Annotated in this window: 18 protein-coding genes; 15 read left to right on the top strand and 3 right to left on the bottom strand. The window is 64.0% G+C overall.

The features are described from left to right. Positions 1-61: 61 nt before the first annotated feature. Positions 62-502, top strand: coding sequence for an RrF2 family transcriptional regulator (locus PIJ50_RS11325; protein WP_271975334.1), 441 nt, complete (start codon positions 62-64; stop codon positions 500-502). Between the two features lie 283 nt (positions 503-785). Here PIJ50_RS11325 and PIJ50_RS11320 read toward each other — a convergent pair whose 3' ends face one another. Further along, positions 786-1,148: a DUF1284 domain-containing protein gene (locus PIJ50_RS11320; protein WP_271975333.1), complete on the bottom strand. Its 363-nt coding sequence runs from the start codon at positions 1,146-1,148 to the stop codon at positions 786-788. A gap of 294 nt (positions 1,149-1,442) precedes the next feature. Here PIJ50_RS11320 and PIJ50_RS11315 point away from each other — a divergent pair, with 294 nt between their 5' ends. Then, complete coding sequence (locus tag PIJ50_RS11315; RefSeq protein WP_271975332.1) at positions 1,443-1,919, top strand: NUDIX hydrolase; 477 nt, start codon at positions 1,443-1,445, stop codon at positions 1,917-1,919. Positions 1,920-1,930: 11 nt separating this feature from the next. Here the strand turns inward: PIJ50_RS11315 and PIJ50_RS11310 are convergent, their stop codons facing one another. After that, on the bottom strand, positions 1,931-3,541 hold the full coding sequence (locus tag PIJ50_RS11310; protein WP_271975331.1) for an FAD/NAD(P)-binding protein: 1,611 nt from the start codon (positions 3,539-3,541) through the stop codon (positions 1,931-1,933). A 337-nt stretch (positions 3,542-3,878) separates the two neighbouring features. Next, on the bottom strand, positions 3,879-4,766 hold the full coding sequence (locus PIJ50_RS11305; RefSeq protein WP_271975330.1) for a LysR family transcriptional regulator: 888 nt from the start codon (positions 4,764-4,766) through the stop codon (positions 3,879-3,881). 116 nt (positions 4,767-4,882) lie between these two features. Here PIJ50_RS11305 and PIJ50_RS11300 point away from each other — a divergent pair, with 116 nt between their 5' ends. The 13 genes from PIJ50_RS11300 to PIJ50_RS11240 all read left to right on the top strand — a co-directional run bounded on the left by PIJ50_RS11300 (position 4,883) and on the right by PIJ50_RS11240 (position 16,327). Further along, positions 4,883-5,866: a hydroxyacid dehydrogenase gene (locus PIJ50_RS11300; RefSeq protein WP_271975329.1), complete on the top strand. Its 984-nt coding sequence runs from the start codon at positions 4,883-4,885 to the stop codon at positions 5,864-5,866. 12 nt (positions 5,867-5,878) lie between these two features. Next, the gene (locus tag PIJ50_RS11295; protein WP_271975328.1) at positions 5,879-6,553 is read left to right on the top strand and encodes an RraA family protein; all 675 of its coding nucleotides are present in this window, start codon (positions 5,879-5,881) and stop codon (positions 6,551-6,553) included. Between the two features lie 55 nt (positions 6,554-6,608). Further along, positions 6,609-7,562: a tripartite tricarboxylate transporter substrate binding protein gene (locus PIJ50_RS11290; protein WP_271975327.1), complete on the top strand. Its 954-nt coding sequence runs from the start codon at positions 6,609-6,611 to the stop codon at positions 7,560-7,562. Beyond that, positions 7,562-8,029: a tripartite tricarboxylate transporter TctB family protein gene (locus PIJ50_RS11285; RefSeq protein ID WP_271975326.1), complete on the top strand. Its 468-nt coding sequence runs from the start codon at positions 7,562-7,564 to the stop codon at positions 8,027-8,029. Before PIJ50_RS11290 ends, PIJ50_RS11285 begins: the two co-directional genes overlap by 1 nt. After that, the gene (locus PIJ50_RS11280) at positions 8,026-9,534 is read left to right on the top strand and encodes a tripartite tricarboxylate transporter permease (RefSeq protein ID WP_271975325.1); all 1,509 of its coding nucleotides are present in this window, start codon (positions 8,026-8,028) and stop codon (positions 9,532-9,534) included. The genes PIJ50_RS11285 and PIJ50_RS11280 overlap by 4 nt, the downstream gene beginning before the upstream one ends. A gap of 64 nt (positions 9,535-9,598) precedes the next feature. Next, positions 9,599-10,549, top strand: coding sequence for an amidohydrolase family protein (locus tag PIJ50_RS11275; protein WP_271975323.1), 951 nt, complete (start codon positions 9,599-9,601; stop codon positions 10,547-10,549). Further along, positions 10,550-11,527 (top strand): MBL fold metallo-hydrolase, encoded by a 978-nt coding sequence (locus PIJ50_RS11270; RefSeq protein WP_271975321.1) that lies wholly within the window; start codon positions 10,550-10,552, stop codon positions 11,525-11,527. Between the two features lie 14 nt (positions 11,528-11,541). After that, a complete protein-coding gene (locus tag PIJ50_RS11265; protein WP_271975319.1) occupies positions 11,542-12,726 on the top strand; it encodes an alpha-hydroxy acid oxidase in 1,185 nt (394 codons plus the stop codon). A gap of 212 nt (positions 12,727-12,938) precedes the next feature. Next, positions 12,939-13,664, top strand: a complete 726-nt coding sequence (locus tag PIJ50_RS11260) for a ZinT family metal-binding protein (protein WP_271975317.1) — start codon at positions 12,939-12,941, stop codon at positions 13,662-13,664. 129 nt (positions 13,665-13,793) lie between these two features. After that, a complete protein-coding gene (gene hisI, locus PIJ50_RS11255) occupies positions 13,794-14,249 on the top strand; it encodes a phosphoribosyl-AMP cyclohydrolase (RefSeq protein WP_271975315.1) in 456 nt (151 codons plus the stop codon). Continuing rightward, complete coding sequence (ribD, locus tag PIJ50_RS11250) at positions 14,218-14,913, top strand: bifunctional diaminohydroxyphosphoribosylaminopyrimidine deaminase/5-amino-6-(5-phosphoribosylamino)uracil reductase RibD (protein ID WP_334212725.1); 696 nt, start codon at positions 14,218-14,220, stop codon at positions 14,911-14,913. Before hisI ends, ribD begins: the two co-directional genes overlap by 32 nt. After that, positions 14,910-15,128, top strand: a complete 219-nt coding sequence (locus PIJ50_RS11245; RefSeq protein WP_271975313.1) for a hypothetical protein — start codon at positions 14,910-14,912, stop codon at positions 15,126-15,128. The genes ribD and PIJ50_RS11245 overlap by 4 nt, the downstream gene beginning before the upstream one ends. Continuing rightward, positions 15,125-16,327 carry a CobW family GTP-binding protein gene (locus tag PIJ50_RS11240; protein ID WP_271975311.1) on the top strand — a complete coding sequence of 401 codons (1,203 nt, stop codon included), beginning with the start codon at positions 15,125-15,127 and terminating at the stop codon, positions 16,325-16,327. Before PIJ50_RS11245 ends, PIJ50_RS11240 begins: the two co-directional genes overlap by 4 nt. Positions 16,328-16,375 lie beyond the last annotated feature (48 nt).

Raw genomic sequence — 16,375 nt, 5'->3', positions numbered from 1 at the left:
TGCTATTGGGATGCACTGCTTTCAGAGGACCGCCATGCCCCGTGATCTCCGTTTGTCCCGCATGCTGCATGTGCTGATCCACATGGACCGGCATGTCGAACGCGCGACGTCTGAGCAGATCTCGCGCATGATCGCGACCAATCCGGTGGTGGTCCGCCGGATGATGGCCGGGATGCGCGACCGGGGGGTCGTGATGTCGGAGAAGGGCCACGGCGGCGGATGGCAGCTGACACGTAGCTTGGACAAGATCAGCCTGCGTGACGTCTACGAAGGGGTTGGCGCTCCACCGCTGTTCAATATCGGTCCCGAAGCGGAACTTTCCTTCTGCCTTGTCGAACAGGCCGTGGACCGGCGGCTTGATACGACGCTAAAGGACGCCGAAACGCGCCTGCTCGCACAGTTCGACACCATCACAGTGGAAGACGTGGCAGAGGATTTCGAGCAACAGCTGAAGACAACGGAGCGAGGCACGTCCTGCAGCGCAGGGTCGGGGCCAACCTGACGTGCTGTCCGATCTCGCAGTTCTATTGGACAACTAGCTATCGTGCGAGCTGCGATGAGGGCCTGCGTGCGGGCAAGTAATCTGGGCGAGCAGCATCGTGAACCGTGCTGAAAGCCATGGCTTACGTGCCTGGAAGAGCAGTTTCGCCCCGTCCTTCGTGACGCGGTCGATACCATGCATGGCCGAGCAGCATTGGCGTCCAAGGTCCTTTGCGGTCATTTTACTACCTTCGGACGCGGACCTCCTTGTATCCTGCCTCCGCAACATATGTGCAGAGACCGGACTATTCGCAACCAATGCAAGCGGAACGGATCGCTCTGGCCGCGTAATCCGACCTCATCCGCTGAAGCAGCGCGGGAGTGTTCGCGATGCGCGTGCCTTGGGAAACAACCAACCCAAGAAGGCGACCTATGCCTTCGGCGGCTTTGCGATCCCGGTCCAGCACGCTGGTCCGATGACAATGAGCATTCTCCCCGGCGACCAGGGGCGCGCAGATGTCGTCCGGGCCCGCGACGACGAGAATGTCCTCTCCCCCAGACAATCGCGCCGCAATGCAATCATAGTTTTCCACGAAAGCGGGGGTGTATCCTCTGCCTACATAAGTCAGCAGGCAGAGGAGGTGGTGAGGGCGCAGTCGGATCGTCATCGGCGGAACCGTTGCAGTATGTGTCATGCGGGCCGCTGTCGTGTCGCTGGGTCTTAATTGCGTGTCAACAATGCCGTGTCAGTATGGGTCGGACCATAACGGGGGTAGCGTAGAGCCCAAAGCCGTCATCCGTCGAGATCAGGTCTCAGCTTTACAATTGCATGATGAACGTTGTCCTGAAGCTCTAGAGTCGGGCGCGGCATTCGATCTCCCTGACGCTATTGTGCGCAATGCAAAGGCTTGCAACATCTTGAATAAGCTGATCCCGTACTCTTCGTTTGGTAGGATGATAACATGTGGCATTTCTGCGCAAAGGCTGCCGGTTTCGTTGGTTCCGCCACCGGTCCGTTCTTGCAGGAACCAGACCGGAGGCCGCTATCCCAATGCGGCGCACTGTGCTGGCGGCAGAATGATGTCTGCAAGGACGTGCTGCTGATCACCAGCCGCGAGGCCGGTCGCTGGATCATTCCGAAAGGTTGGCCCATGAAAGGCAAGACGCTGCTGCAGGCGGCCGAGCAGGAGGCATGGGAGGAGGCGGGCGTCAGAGGGACGCCGAACCCTGCCTCGATAGGCTGCTACCGATATGTGAAGCGTTCGGGCAGCCCCTCGGCCGTGGAGGTGGACGTTACCGTCTTCCCCTTGCAGGTGTTCGAAGAACGGAATGACTTCCCCGAATATGGACAGCGCGACAGATTGTGGACCACTCCAGAGGATGCTGCCCGCCTCGTCGACAATCGCAGCTTGAGCGTTCTGATCGCGTCCTTTGTCTAACCTTTATCGGACTACGCTGCCATCCAGACCGTAGCTCGCCTACGGTATCGGGTCTTCACCTCGACCGCGCCGATGGCTCGACCGATTTCCGCCGCAGCGGTGATGCCTTGCACAAAAGGTCGATCATGCATCAGATAGGGGATCGCCCCCATCGCGATGCGCCCTGGACCAACTCCGGGGGCGATGAGGGAATAGTCGTCCGCGATCACCGGCAGGTCGCATCCGGCATCAAGCAGCATATCCCGAAGCTTGGGAAACGGAAGATCTTTGCTGGTCATGGCACGCTGCCCTCGAGCATCGATGAAGATGTCGAACACGTGGGTGGTCCCATTCGCGACGATCGTCGTGCCGAACTCATTCGTTTCCCGGTCGTAATCCCGACCGAGCGCGCTGAGGTTCAGCACGCCCGCATCCCGCAACGCCAGAAGCCGCCTGATGGATTCGGACGGCACGGCCGCATAGTTGTCGATGAACACGCGCTTCAACCCGGCATCGAAGCGTTCGCGATCGACCGTCGAGAAGTTGGCGAGCAGGGCTTCCATCTTCTCGTGCATGCGCAGGATGGCGTAACGCCAACGGACCACGCGCCTGTCGGTCTTGTTGCGTTCGACCTCGGCCAGATTGGAGGCGGCCCAGCGAAACGGATCGCGTTTCAGGCGGTCCGAGAAATACGCATCTGCGATGCTGTCGGCGGTGGCGGAGGCCAGTCCGGATGCCTCGGCCCAGACGGGGTCCTCGGCCTCGATCTCCGCGACGAACAGCGCGAACACCCGGTCGAGCAACCCGTCCTCGCCGGCCTCCGACGCTGCCTCCAGCGCCGCGTCCGTCATCACGCGCAGGGGCTCATAGGGGATGGGGCAATAGAAGTCGGCCTCGGGGAGGATGCCGGTGCGCGACATGAGCGTGATCTTCAGATCTCTGCTCTCGTCTGCGAGACGGAAGATGAGATGCCCGTCGGCCTCACGCGCAAAGGTGCCGTGCTGTGCCGCGACCGCCATCGCCGCATCGATCGAACTGAGCGAGGTGCCCATCACCCCGATCCGCACCGGCGGGATGTCCGTATCGAACAGGCCGGTCCACGGACTGGGGTAGTAGCTTCGGCCTGTCTCCTCCTCTTCGGGCCAGACATGCCCCGTCGCGAGGATCAGGCGGTCGAAGACCTCCTGCCGCTCCGCCGCGACATCCGCCACCCGGACGCCGTCATCCCCCGGCAGGATGTCGACTATCTCGGTCTCCTCGTGGATGTGGACAACGTGGCCCCGCGCCTCGGCGTCCCGCAGCAGTTCGATGAACTGGGCGCGGAAATACTGGCCAAGCAGCAGGCGCGGCGTGAACTGGCGATCGTCGAGCGTGTCCGGATCGACCCCGAAGCCGCGCAGGACGGCCTTCGGCAGCGTGGTCATCCATTTCAGGTAGCTTTGCGGAAGGTCCGGGATCTCGATGCTGGCGATGTTGGCAAGCATGGACTTGCGGCAGGCGGCGGAACTGTAGGGCATGCCGATGCCAGCCTGTGGTCCGGATTCGAACAGCGAGATCGTGAGGGGATCAGGATGTTCGATCAGGCGCTGGAAGGTGTAGATGCCTGTCGGACCCGTGCCGACGATTGCGATGTGACCTGACATGTTCATCCCGGACGTTTGCTGTGATCGAAGGTGTTACCGAACGCGGAAAAAACAAGCTCGGCCAAGATGGCCCCAGGGAAATATCCTTTGTGGGCTTTAAGCAGCAGGGAGCAATTAGTCACGGCGTTAATAGGCTCGACGCTTGATGCAGGCTGAATGACCGCTCTGTCCCATCCTCTACTGCACGGCCGGTGCCAAGCGCGGCCGAGCAGCATCGGCGCTCAGAGCCCTTTGCAGACGTTCGGGATCAGCTGCAGATAGCAGGTAGAACCACGTCCCGCGTCAGTGGAGCAAACGTGAGCAGGCTTTCCGCGCTCTCAGTGCCAAGTCCATCCCCTCAGGCTGACCGGGGCGGAATGCCGTGAATGCCTGCCATTTGCGCAAGCTTTCGGTGCATGTCGTTGAATAGCGCATCCTTGGGTGACAAAGCAGATCGCACGATGCCGATCTGGCGGAAGATCTGAGGCTCTCCGAAGGGCAGGCGAACGAAGGCGGCACCCATTTCACGAAGCGCGATGTCCGGCACGACACTGACGCCCAAACCCGCTGAAACGCATTCCACGATTGCCGAGATGGTGTCGATCTCCGCAGTATTCTCGGGCGTGAGGCCGAGGCGGGCCAATTCGGTATCGATCAGATGAGCCAGCGGCACGTTCGCGCGAAAGCGGACATAGGGCATGGTGCGCACGATCTCGTCCACAGTTCCCGGCGTGCCCGGCGGCGCGATCAGGACCAGCGGCTCGCGGATGAAGGGGGCCCAGGAAAGCGATTGGGGCACGCCAACATGCTCGGCGACAACCGCCATATCTAGCCGATCCGCCAGAACGTCGGCGATCAGCGCAGCGGACAGGCCGACCCGCAGACTGATCCTTAGTTCGGGATAAACGTCGCGCAGCGCGACGATGGCCCGGGGAAGCAGGCCGATCGCGCTGGTGCGCACTGCCCCAATGCTGAGGTTTCCGGCCACCCTCTTGCCCTGCAGCACGCTCCGCGTGTCCTGCATCATCCGAAGCACGTGCCGCGCCGTCTCGACAAGCTGAAGGCCCTGCATGTTCAGGCTCGGCGGGCGCGTCTCGCGGTTGAACAGCGCGACGCCCACCTCAGCTTCCAGCGCGGCGACCTGCTGGCTGACGGCTGAAGGTGTGATGTGGACGACTTCAGCCGCCCGGGCGAAGGTTCCGTGCTCCGCAATCGCGACGAGCGTGGTGAGCTGCCGAGTGTCCAAAAGTCTTTCCGTAAGTTTTACTTCACATAGTCATCAATGTTACGCGTTTTCCTTGATGTCAATCTTTTGCAAAGATGTGCCTCAGGAGGGGGCGGGATCCGCCCCAAGGGGAGACTATGACGAATTCTGTTCTGATCACCGGGCCCGATCTGGCGCCCGCTGCCGTCGATGTCCTGAAGCAGGCAGGCCTCGAACCAGTATATGTTCCAGCTTACACCGCAGGTGAGGGGCTGGTGGAGGCCATTCGCCGTGCCCAACCGGTGGGGATCATTTCCCGCATGGGTCGGATCGACGCGCCAGCCCTCGACGCGGCGCCCGGCTTGCGCGTCATCTCGAAGCACGGCGTCGGCACCGACAACATCGACGTGGCCGAAGCGGCCGCACGCGGAGTGCCGGTTCTGGTAGCAACAGGCGCAAACGCCGTCTCCGTTGCCGAACATGCCATCGCGCTGATGTTCGCCGTGGCCAAAACCCTTCTGCCGCTGGATCACGGCCTGCGCGCGGGCCGCTGGGAGAAGCCCGGCTTCAAGGGACGCGAGCTGGCCGGCGAGACGCTGGGCCTCGTCGCCTTCGGCGCCATCGCGCGCCAGACGGCGCGCTTCGCCAAGGCATTCGGAATGGATGTCGTTGCCTTCGATCCGTTCTGCCCTGCGGAAACCTTTGCCGCCGAAGGCGTGCGGCAAGTGGATGATCTCGATGCGCTGCTGCAGATGTCGGACGTGATCAGCCTCCACTCTCCGCTGACACCTGACACACGCAACATGATCAACGCCGAGCGGCTGACCCGCATGAAGCCGGGCGCGATCATCGTAAACACCGCCCGCGGCGGCCTGATTGACGAACCAGCTCTGTCTGCCGCTCTGGCCGAGGGACGGATTTTCGGCGCAGGCCTGGACACTTTCGCAACCGAACCGCCTGCCCCCGACCACCCATTCTGGACGGAGCCGCGCCTCGTCATGACCCCGCATATCGGCGGCGTCACCGCTGCCGCGAATGCCCGCGTTGGCACCGAGGCTGCGCAGGGCATCGTCGATCTTCTGGCGGGCAAGCCCCTGCCGCCCGCGCGCATCGTGAACCGCGCGGCCCTCGCCCACGCCTGAAAGGACCAGACCATGCCCATCGGATTCCGCATCCTGCCGCGCCACCGCGCCGTTTCCGCCGACCTCGTCACTGCCTTCGCCAAGCTGCCCGTCGCCAACGTCAGCGACAGCATGCACCGGATGGCTGCTGCGGGCCCCCGCCTGCGCCCCATGCATCGCGAGGGCGTCCTTGCCGGTCCCGCCTTGACCGTGAAGGCCCGTCCCGGCGACAACCTGATGCTACACAAGGCGATCGACATGGCCGTCCCCGGCGACGTCATCGTGATGGATGCAGGCGGCGACCTGACGAACTCTCTGATGGGTGAGCTGATGCTGGCCCATGCCATCAAACGCGGCGTGGCGGGCTTCGTGCTGAACGGTGCGATCCGCGATGCGGACGAGCTGTTCCGGGTGAACCTGCCGATCTTCGCCGCAGGCATCAGCCATCGCGGCCCTTACAAGGACGGGCCGGGGGAAATCAACGTCCCAATCGCTATCGATGGCATGGTGATCCACCCCGGCGATCTGGTGCTGGGTGACAGCGACGGCGTGCTGGCCGTTCCGTTCGAGGACGCCGAGGATGTGCTGAAACGCACGCAAGCCAAGCAGGACGCCGAAACCAAGCAGATGGCCGCGATCGAGGCCGGAACCAACGACCGCTCCTGGGTCGATGCCGCGCTGAAGCGGCTCGGCTGCGAGGGCGTCTGACGACACGCGCCGGTTGGGAGGCCGGTGCGACACTACTTATTGGGAGGAACCCGAGATGACCATGAAGACAGTGGCCCTTGCCGCTACGATCCTTGCCGCAGCCACGGGCGCGGCCCATGCCGAATGGCCGACTGACCGCCCGATCGAAATGATCGTGGCCTTCGCACCGGGCGGCGGCACCGACATCATGCTCCGCACTCTCGCGCCATTCCTTGAGGAGGAGCTGGACACGCAATTTCCCGTCCTCAACCGACCAGGTGCCTCGGGTGAGATCACTTATACTGCACTGTCGCAGGCCCGCCCCGATGGCTACACCGTCTCGTCGCTGAACACGCCGGGCTTTCTGACCATGCGGATCGACCGCAAGCTGCGTTTCGATCCGACGGAAATCTGCCCGATCGCCCGCATCGTCGAGGACCCCGGCACCTTCGTCGTGCAGGCGGGATCCGAATTCCAGAGCCTTGCTGACGTCGTCGCCTATGCCAAGGAAAATCCCGGCGCCGTGTCCGTTGCAACCACCGGTCGCGGCACAGACGAGCATCTAGCCATGATCCAGCTGGAGCAGGCGGCGGGCGTGAAGCTGACCGCAGTGCCCTTCGCCGGCGCGAACGAGGCGAAGACTGCACTTCTGGGTGGCCACGTCACCATGATCGGCCTGAACGCCGGCGAATACTCCACGGCCGATCACGACGCGTTCCGCGCGCTGGCACAGTTCTCCGAGGAACGTTCGCTCCTGTTGCCCGACCTGCCCACGGCAGGTGAGCAAGGGTTCGACGTCATCATGTCCTCGGAACGCGGGCTCGCCGCGCGCTGCGACGTGCCGGAGGAGATCCGCGCCCAGCTGGCGGCGGCGGTCGATACCGCGCTCGCCTCGCCAGAGTTCCAGGAACGTGCGCGCCAACAGGCCCTGCCCCTCGCATTCAAGAGCGGCGCTGACTGGCAGGCGGACATGCCCTCGCGGCTTGAGCGTTACACCGAAATCTTCAAGCTGATTGACGCGGGGCAGTGATGGCGGCGCGCAAGGGTGACCAGCCCGACATCCTTTCGGCTGCGATCTTCATCGGCTTTGGGGTGCTCGCGCTGTTTCTTGGGCGAGAGCTCCCGGCAGGCAGCCTTTCGCAGATGGGCCCCGGCTACCTGCCGCGTGCTGTCGGGACGCTTCTGATCGTGCTGGGGCTTGCGGTGGGCCTTCCCGCCCTGCGCCGTCCATTCGCCGGGATCGAGCGGATCAGCCCGCGTCCGGTGCTGGTCATCACCATCTCCGTGATCGTGTTCGCCTATGCCGCGACGCATCTGGGGTTCGTGCTCGCCTCGCTGCTGCTGATTGTCCTCGGCTCGCTGGCCGATCCGGGCGGGCGCTGGCGCACGGTTGGTCTGCTTGCGGTGGGGCTCACCATCTTCGGGGCACTGGTCTTCGTCTACGGTCTGGGCGTGCAGGTGCCGCTCTGGCCCGCATTCCTGACGGAGGGGACATGAACGTCTTCGATCTTCTCATGCTGGGCTTTTCCGAAGCCCTGACTCCGACCAACCTCGGCTTCTGTCTGCTTGGCGCCCTTCTGGGCACGCTGATCGGGGTGCTGCCCGGCATCGGGCCGACCGCCACCATCGCCGTGCTGTTGCCCATCACCTTCTTCCTGCCGCCGCTGGCCGGGATCATCATGCTGGCGGGCATCTACTACGGCGCGCAATATGGCGGATCGACCACCGCCGTTCTGGTCAACCTGCCGGGCGAGGCGTCGGCCGTGGTCACCACGCTCGACGGCTATCAGATGGCGCAGCAGGGCCGCGCGGGCGCGGCCTTGGCGGTGGCTGCGCTCGGCTCGTTCTTTGCGGGCACGGTGGCGACCTTTGCGATCGCCATTGCCGGACCGATGCTGTCGCGTTTCGCGCTGTCCTTCGGGCCCGCCGAATACGTCTCGTTGATGGTATTCGGGCTTCTGGCGGCCACGATCCTCGCCAGCGGACCGGTGCTGAAGGCCATCGGCATGATCCTGATCGGTTTGCTTCTAGGCATGGTCGGCACGGATGCGGAAACGGGATCCGAACGTCTGACGATGGGCGCGCTGGAGTTGTTCGACGGCATCGACTTCATCGTGATCGCCATCGGCGTGTTCGGCTTTGCCGAAATCATCACCAACCTCGAACGCTCCGGTTCCGAGGGCGTGAAACTGGCACCCCTCACCCGTCTCTGGCCCACGCGTGACGATTTCCGCCGCTCGTGGAAAGCGGTTCTGCGCGGCACGGGAGTCGGCACCTTCCTTGGTCTCTTGCCGGGAGGCGGGGCAACGCTCGCGTCCTTTAGTGCCTACTCGCTGGAAAAGAAGGTGTCGAAGACACCGCGCGCCTTCGGGACCGGCGTGGTGGAAGGCGTGGCGGCCCCCGAGGCCGCCAACAACGCCGCTGCTCAATCTTCGTTCATTCCGCTGCTGACGCTGGGCATCCCGTCCAACAACATGATGGCGATGATGCTGTCGGCCTTCATGATTCACGGCATCACGCCGGGGCCGACCGTGCTGACCACCCAGCCGGAGATCTTCTGGGGCCTGGTCGCCTCCATGTGGATCGGCAACGCGCTGCTCGTGGTCATCAACCTGCCGATGATCGGGCTGTGGGTGAAGCTGCTGACGGTGCCCTACCGACTGCTTTATCCGGCGATCCTACTGTTCTGCTGCATCGGCGTCTACTCGATGAACAACCGCATCTTCGACGTGATGCTGGCGGCAGGCTTTGGCCTTTTGGGCTACGCCTTCCGCAAGGCGAAGTGCGAACCTGGCCCGCTGCTTCTGGGCTTCGTGCTCGGCCCCCTGCTGGAGGCCAACCTGCGCCGCACGCTTCTGATCGAGCAGGGCGACCCTGCCATCTTCGTGGAACGGCCAATCAGCCTCGTGATGCTGCTGGCAACCGTGGTGCTGCTGGCGCTGATGATCCTGCCTTCATTCCGAAAAACGCGCGAGGAGGCGTTCCAGGAAGAAGAAAGCTGACGATGCGGGCCGGGGTTTCCCCGGCCCGTCTTACATACCGAAAGGTTTTGGGAGGAACCCGACGATGATGAACAGACTGACCCGCCGCGCCCTGATGCGTGGTGCGGGATTGGCCGCGGCCGGCCTTATGTTCGGCCTTAAGGCGCATGCCCAATCCGCCCCCTTCTCTTCGGGCGATGCCGCCCCGGCGCTTCGCGTCCCGCCGAATTCCTGTGACGCGCATATCCACATCTTCGACACGCGTTTCCCCGCCTCGCCGCACTGGACCGGACAACCTGTCGAGAATGCGACCGTGTCCGCCTATCGCGAGCTGCAGGCCAGGATCGGCACGAGCCGAACGGTGATCGTGAACCCATCCACCTACGGCACCGACAACCGTTGCACCCTGGAGGCTGCGGCCAGCATGGGCGAGGCCGCCCGGGCGGTCGTTGTCGTCGATACGAACATCACGGATGCGGAACTGAGGGAGATGGCAGCCAAGGGCGCCGTCGGCGTCCGCGTCAACTTCGTCTCGCCGCAGTCATGGGGAGAAACCACGGTGGAGCGCCTGCGCGAGACGTGCCGACGCATCGCGCCCCTTGGCTGGCATGTGCAGATCTATGCCACCGGGGACCAGATCATCGCGATGGAGGACACGCTTAGCGACCTCCCCGTCCCGCTGGTCATCGACCACCTCGGCCGCCTTCCCCCCGCAGAGGGACCGGACCATCCGGCCTTCCGCACGATGCGCACGCTTCTGGACGCCGGAAACATCTGGGTGAAGTTGTCGGGCGCCTACCTCAACACCGCAGAGGGCGCGCCGCGCTATGCCGACGCCACGCGCATCGCCACGGCACTGGCGGCCGCGGCGCCGGAGCGGATGGTCTGGGGAAGCGACTGGCCGCACCGCGGGCAGCAGCCTTATCCGGACGATGCGACCCTGATCGATCTTCTTGCCGAATGGGTGCCGGACGAAGCCATGAGAAGCCGCGTGCTCGTCGACAACCCGGAACAGCTTTACGGCTTCGGAGCATAGATGATGGCACTTTCCAAACTTCTTGCCGCGACGGTCCTGTCGGCTTTCCCAATCACTGCGGCCATGGCCCAAGGCACCGCCCTGCCCCAAGCTGCGCTGGTCAAGCTGACCGAGGCCGACCGCATCGCCGGGGACGACCGGCTTTCGAAGATCATGCGGACCTATCACTGCTACTATGTCGATCCCGAGCCTGCTTCCTTCCGCCCGAAGGTCAGTGACCAAACCGACTTTCTGTTCGGCACGCGGATTCTCGACGATGTCTTCTATCTCGGCTACCTGAACCTCGCCGTCTATGCCATCGAGACCTCTGACGGGCTGGTCCTGATCGACGCGGGCAACACCGAGGAGGACGGGCAACGGATCGTCGGATGGATGCAGGAAATGGGATACGAACCTTCGGATCTGCGGTGGGTCATCCTCACCCATGAACACGAGGACCATTACGGAGGGCTTCCTCCAATTCGCGCGTTCGCCCCTGAAGCGCAAATCCTTGCCAGCGCCGATGCCGTCTGGGACGAGGGCGAGGCGGAGCGTCTTGGCCCCTTCGACCGCGAGATCACCGAGCGCACGACCCTCTCCGTCGGGAACAGCGAGTTCGTCCTGCTGCCAACGCCCGGACACACGCCCGGCACCCTGTCGGTCTTCGCGCCCGTGACCGTCGACGGCAAGCCTCAGGTGGCGGCCTTCTGGGGCGGCAAGGGCATGCGGCCGAATGTCGAGCGGATGCAGCAGATGCTGGCCTCTGTCCGGCTGTTCGCTGAAGAATCCGAGGCTTTGGGCTCTTTCGTTCCGTTGAATACCCATAGCTGGGGGGACGCCACGATCTCGCGCCTGATCGACGACATGCTGGTGCCGGATGCGCCGAACTCCTTCCTCATGACACCCGAACAATCGACGGCGAACCTTCAACTTCTCGACCTCTGCACCGCCGCCTATCTCGACGCCGTGGAGGCCGGGGCGATCCGGGCTAAAGATTGACGGCCGCCCAGGACGTGCCACCAATAAGCACAAGGCGCATCGATCGGTGCCTGTCCCTCGATGATTTCGAGCCGCTGGCGCGTCGGCACCTGCCGCACCCATTGTTCGAATACATCCGTGGCGGGTCTGAGACCAACGCTTCGCTCCGCGGCAACCTCCGGTCTTTTCAAGACTGGGGGTTTGTGCCACGGGTGATGAACAACGTCTCGGGGCGCAACGCGACCGCAACGCTGATGGGGCAATCCTATGCCGCTCCGATCGGTATCGCGCCGATGGGCCTCAGCGCGCTGATGGCCTATCGTGGCGACATCGCGATGGCCCGCGCCGCGCGTTCCGCGAACCTCCCGATGATCATGAGCGGATCCTCCCTGATCCGCCTTGAGGATGTCGCGGTAGAAAACCCCGACATGTGGTTCCAGGCTTACCTGCCCGGCGAGCCGGAACGCATCTTGGCCCTTGTTGATCGCGTGGCTGCCGCCGGGATCGGGACACTCGTGATCACGGTGGATACGGCAACGCTTGCCAACCGCGAGAACAACGTGCGGGCAGGCTTCTCCACCCCGCTTCGCCCGGGGCCGCGGCTGGCGATGCAGGGCATGACGCATCCCGTCTGGACACTTGGCACATTCCTGCGGACGATCCTGCGCCACGGGATGCCGCACTTCGAAAACTCCTTCGCCGAGCGCGGCGCCCCGATCCTGTCGCGCAGCGTGATGCGGGACTTCCGCAAGAAGGATCACCTCGACTGGTCGCATTTCGCGCTGATCCGCGAAAGATGGAAGGGAAACCTTGTCATCAAAGGACTGGTCAGTCCCGCCGATGCCGAAAGAGCAGTCCTTGAAGGGGCGCAGGGCATCGTCGTCTCGAACCACGGGGGGCGGCAACTGGATGGAACCGCCGCACCGCTGCGCATGCTGCCCGCGATCCGCGACGCCGTGGGCGGTCGGGCGGCACTTCTGCTGGACGGAGGCGTCCGGCGCGGCAGCGACGTGCTGAAGGCGCTGGCGCTCGGGGCGGATGCGGTGCTGGTGGGGCGGCCCATACTCTATGCCGCTGCTGTCGGCGGTGAGGCAGGCAACGACCGCGCCCTTGCCATCATGATGGAGGAGATCCACCGCAACATGGCGCTTCTCGGCATCCGGTCCTTGGATGAGCTGGACGAGACGTTCGTCCTGCGGACCGTGCCGCAACCGGAGTGAACTGAAAAGAAGGGGCGCCCGAAGGCGCCCCGTCAAAGATCAGGATCCCCAGATCAGTCTCGTTTCTTCGGTGCCAACACTGATCGAGCGGGCTCGAGACGGCCCGCGCCGCGCCAGGATGAACTTTCCCGGTCCCAAGCGCACACTTGCATGACGTGATAGTATCACGTAACAAACGCGCAAGTTCGAACGACTTCGACGAGGAGATGAAGATGGAAACGAAATTCGCTGCGCGGGTCGGTGCTCTTGCAATGACGGGATTGCTGTTGGTCGGCACCGGGCTCGTGCACGCCCATGCGGCACATGAAGGCGAGGAAGCTGCTCATGACCATGGCCATGAGCACCATCACGACCACGACCATGCCCACGGGCACAGCCACAGCCATGCTCAGGATCCCGTGTCGCAAAACATCCAGCGGGGGCTTTTCCTTGACGGACAGATCCAGTCCCGTCCTCTTTCGAATTGGGAAGGGGACTGGCAATCGGTCTATCCCTTGCTGCTCGATGGCACCCTCGACGGGGTGATGGCGCACAAGGCCGAGACAGGGTCGAAGACGATCGAGGACTACAAGTCGGAATATGAGACCGGCTATCGCACGAATGTCGACCGGATCGTCATCGACGGGAACGACGTTGCTTTCCATGAGGGCGACAAGGTCTCGCAGGGAACGTATGAGGACGACGGCCACGAGACCTTGGTCTACAAGGCGGGCAATCGGGGAGTGCGATACATCTTCCGGAAGGTTTCCGGCGATGACGCCGCGCCCGATTTCATCCAGTTCAGCGACCATGGCATCAGGGACGAGCGTTCCGGGCACTTCCACCTCTTCTGGGGTGACGATCGCGCGGCGTTGCTCGAGGAGGTCACGAACTGGCCGACCTACTATCCGTCCGCGATGAGCGACGAAGAGGTTGCCGAAGAGATGCTGGCGCACTGACGTCCTGTCCAGAGCGGCGGCTTCCGGAACAATCTGGCCGTTCTCACCAACCGCGTTCGTCTAGGGTAAACTCCGGGCGAATGCGCCCCCAAGGCATGCAGGTGCCTGCAAGGCGGAAAGGAATGTGGTATGGCGTGGTCGAAAAGAACCTCCGTCGAGCAGGTAGAGGAGGGGGGTGAGCTTGCCCCGAGGTTCGATACGGACGGCCTGATGCCTGTCGTGACGACCGACTCCGCCTCCGGTGAAGTTCTCATGATGGGGGTCCTCAACGCGGAGGCGCTGCGGAAGTGCATCAAGACCGGTGAAGCGCATCACTGGAGCCGCTCGCGGCAGTGCCTCTGGCACATGGGCGCCACTAGCGGACTCGTCCAGAACATCGTCGAAATCCGCATCTATGACGACCAGGACGCGGTGTGGTTGCGGGTCGATGTTGCAGGCGGCGCAAGCTGCCACGTCGGCTATCGCTCCTGCTTCTACCGCGCCGTGCCCGTCGCTGGAGCAGGCGAGCTCGTGTTCACCGAGTCGTCGAAGGTCTTCGATCCGGTCGAGGTCTATGGCGATGCGCCTAATCCCACTCAGCTTTGACGAACGTATGATTTGGCGGGCCCTGCGGCTTGCCCGATCACGCAAGGGGATGGTGTGGCCGAACCCACCAGTCGGGGCCGTGCTCGTCCGGGATCGGACGGTGATCGCGACCGGGACGACGCAGGATGGCGGACGTCCGCATGCTGAAAGGGTGGCCCTGCTGGTCGCCGGTGAGCAGGCGCGCGGCGCGACGATGTATGTGACCTTGGAGCCGTGTTGCCACTGGGGTCGGACCCCACCTTGCGCCGACGCGATCATCGAGGCTGGGGTCACACGGGTCGTGGCGGCCATGCAGGATCCTGATCCTCGGGTGAACGGCGGCGGCTTCCGTCGGCTTCGTGACGCGGGCCTCGCGGTCACGGTCGGGATCGGTGGGCGCGAGGCCAGCCGCATCATGTCGGGCTTCCTGCACAGAGTAGAGACGGGGAAGCCACGGCTCCGTCTGCTAGACGATCCGTCATCCGGTGTTCCGGCGGGCGCCGATGCGCTGCTCGAAACACGTGACGGCGCGCCCGTTCTTCTTCTGCGCGACGGCCCGGAGGCGATCCCCGACCACCCCGAGATCCTGCGGGCACTCGGCGATCTTGGGCTGACGACGGTCGCGGTGTGGAGGAACGATCCCCTCGCCGCCCTCCTTCATTTTCCTCAAGGAACTGCGACATGACCCTCGTCCCGCAGACATACGCTGACTGGCGTCACTGCATCACCGTCGCCTGCGGCATTCCTCTGACGCCCGCATATATTCGCGCCCGCATCGACGCGCTGGAGGATCCGCGCGACGATCACACCCGGCGCTTCGTCGAACGGTGGGGCCGGGCGCATCACGAGCGCACCTTGGGTTGGTTCCGTGAGGCGCTGCGGCACCAGGGTGCGGCATGATCCCGGTGACGATCCTGAACGGCTTCCTCGGCGCAGGAAAGACCACCCTCATGCAGAGCCTGCTGGGGCAGGCGCGGCGTAGGCCGGATGTCCGCCTCGGTGTCATCGTCAACGAGATGAGCGAACTGGACGTGGACGGCGCGATCCTCGATCTGAGCGAGGCGATCTCGCGCAAGGACGCCCGCTTCGCGACGATCCCGGCTGGCAGCATCAGCGGCCCCGCCGGTCTGGCCGAGTTCGCGGCGGCGGTGGACCGCATCGTCGGGGCCGGCGCAACGCATGTCCTAATCGAGACATCGGGCAGCACCCATCCCTGGCCCCTGATCCAGGCGGCGGAGGGACATCCGATGTTGCGCCTCCACGGCTTCCTGTCCGTGGTGGACACGGTGACGCTGGCGCAAGACCACGACATGGGGCGGGCGATCCTGCCGCAGGCGCAGGCCGGTCTGGCCGAGGGAAAACGCGGCATCGCGAACCTTCTGGCCGAGCAGATCATGTTCGCCAGCCGCATCCTCCTGAGCAAGATGGACCGTGTCGGCGCCCGAACCTTGCGCGAGGTGGCCGAAGCGATCCACCCCCTGAACCGGCAGGCCGACATCATGGGCATGCAATGGGGCAATGTGCGGCTCGACCACGTGCTGGCCATGCCACCCTACGACCATTCACGCGTGGCTCTGCTGGGTGCCGAGCTGGCGGATTGGGATCGCAGCTACAGAGCGTCCTCGATGTCCGGCCCGGAAGCCTATCGACTGACCGGCACCGTGCTGTCGGACCCCCGGCCATTCCATCCCCGCCGCCTCCATGACACCTACACCCGTGAGCTGGACGCGAGCATCCATCGGAGCAAGGGCTTCTTCTGGCTGCCCTCGCGTGACACCCTCCAGCTCCTGTGGAATCAGACAGCGGGCAGCATAAGGTTGGAGATCATCAACTACTGGAAGATCAGCGCGCTCGAGGATGAGAGCCTGAACCTGATGCCTGCGGAACGGCGCGCGATGGAGAACCGCCTGCATGACATGTCGCCCATCTTCGGCGACCGTCGCTGCCGCCTGACCATCATCGGCGAGGGTGACGGACCGGAGCGTTTTGCCGCTCGCCTGAAGGAATGTTTCTGCACCGAAGAGGAAATTATGGCATGGAAGGCGGGAAAACCTTTCGACGATCCATGGCCTGCCACCAATGCCGTCTTGGCAGGCTAGGCAGGATAGGATCTCTCAGACCTCCACCGCCAGCGCCATTCGACCGCT

This window comes from Falsirhodobacter sp. 20TX0035, from assembly GCF_028307215.1.
GTDB lineage: Bacteria > Pseudomonadota > Alphaproteobacteria > Rhodobacterales > Rhodobacteraceae > Falsirhodobacter.
Note: the sequence above shows the minus strand (reverse complement) of the source record. Positions and strands in the feature narration are given on the sequence as shown.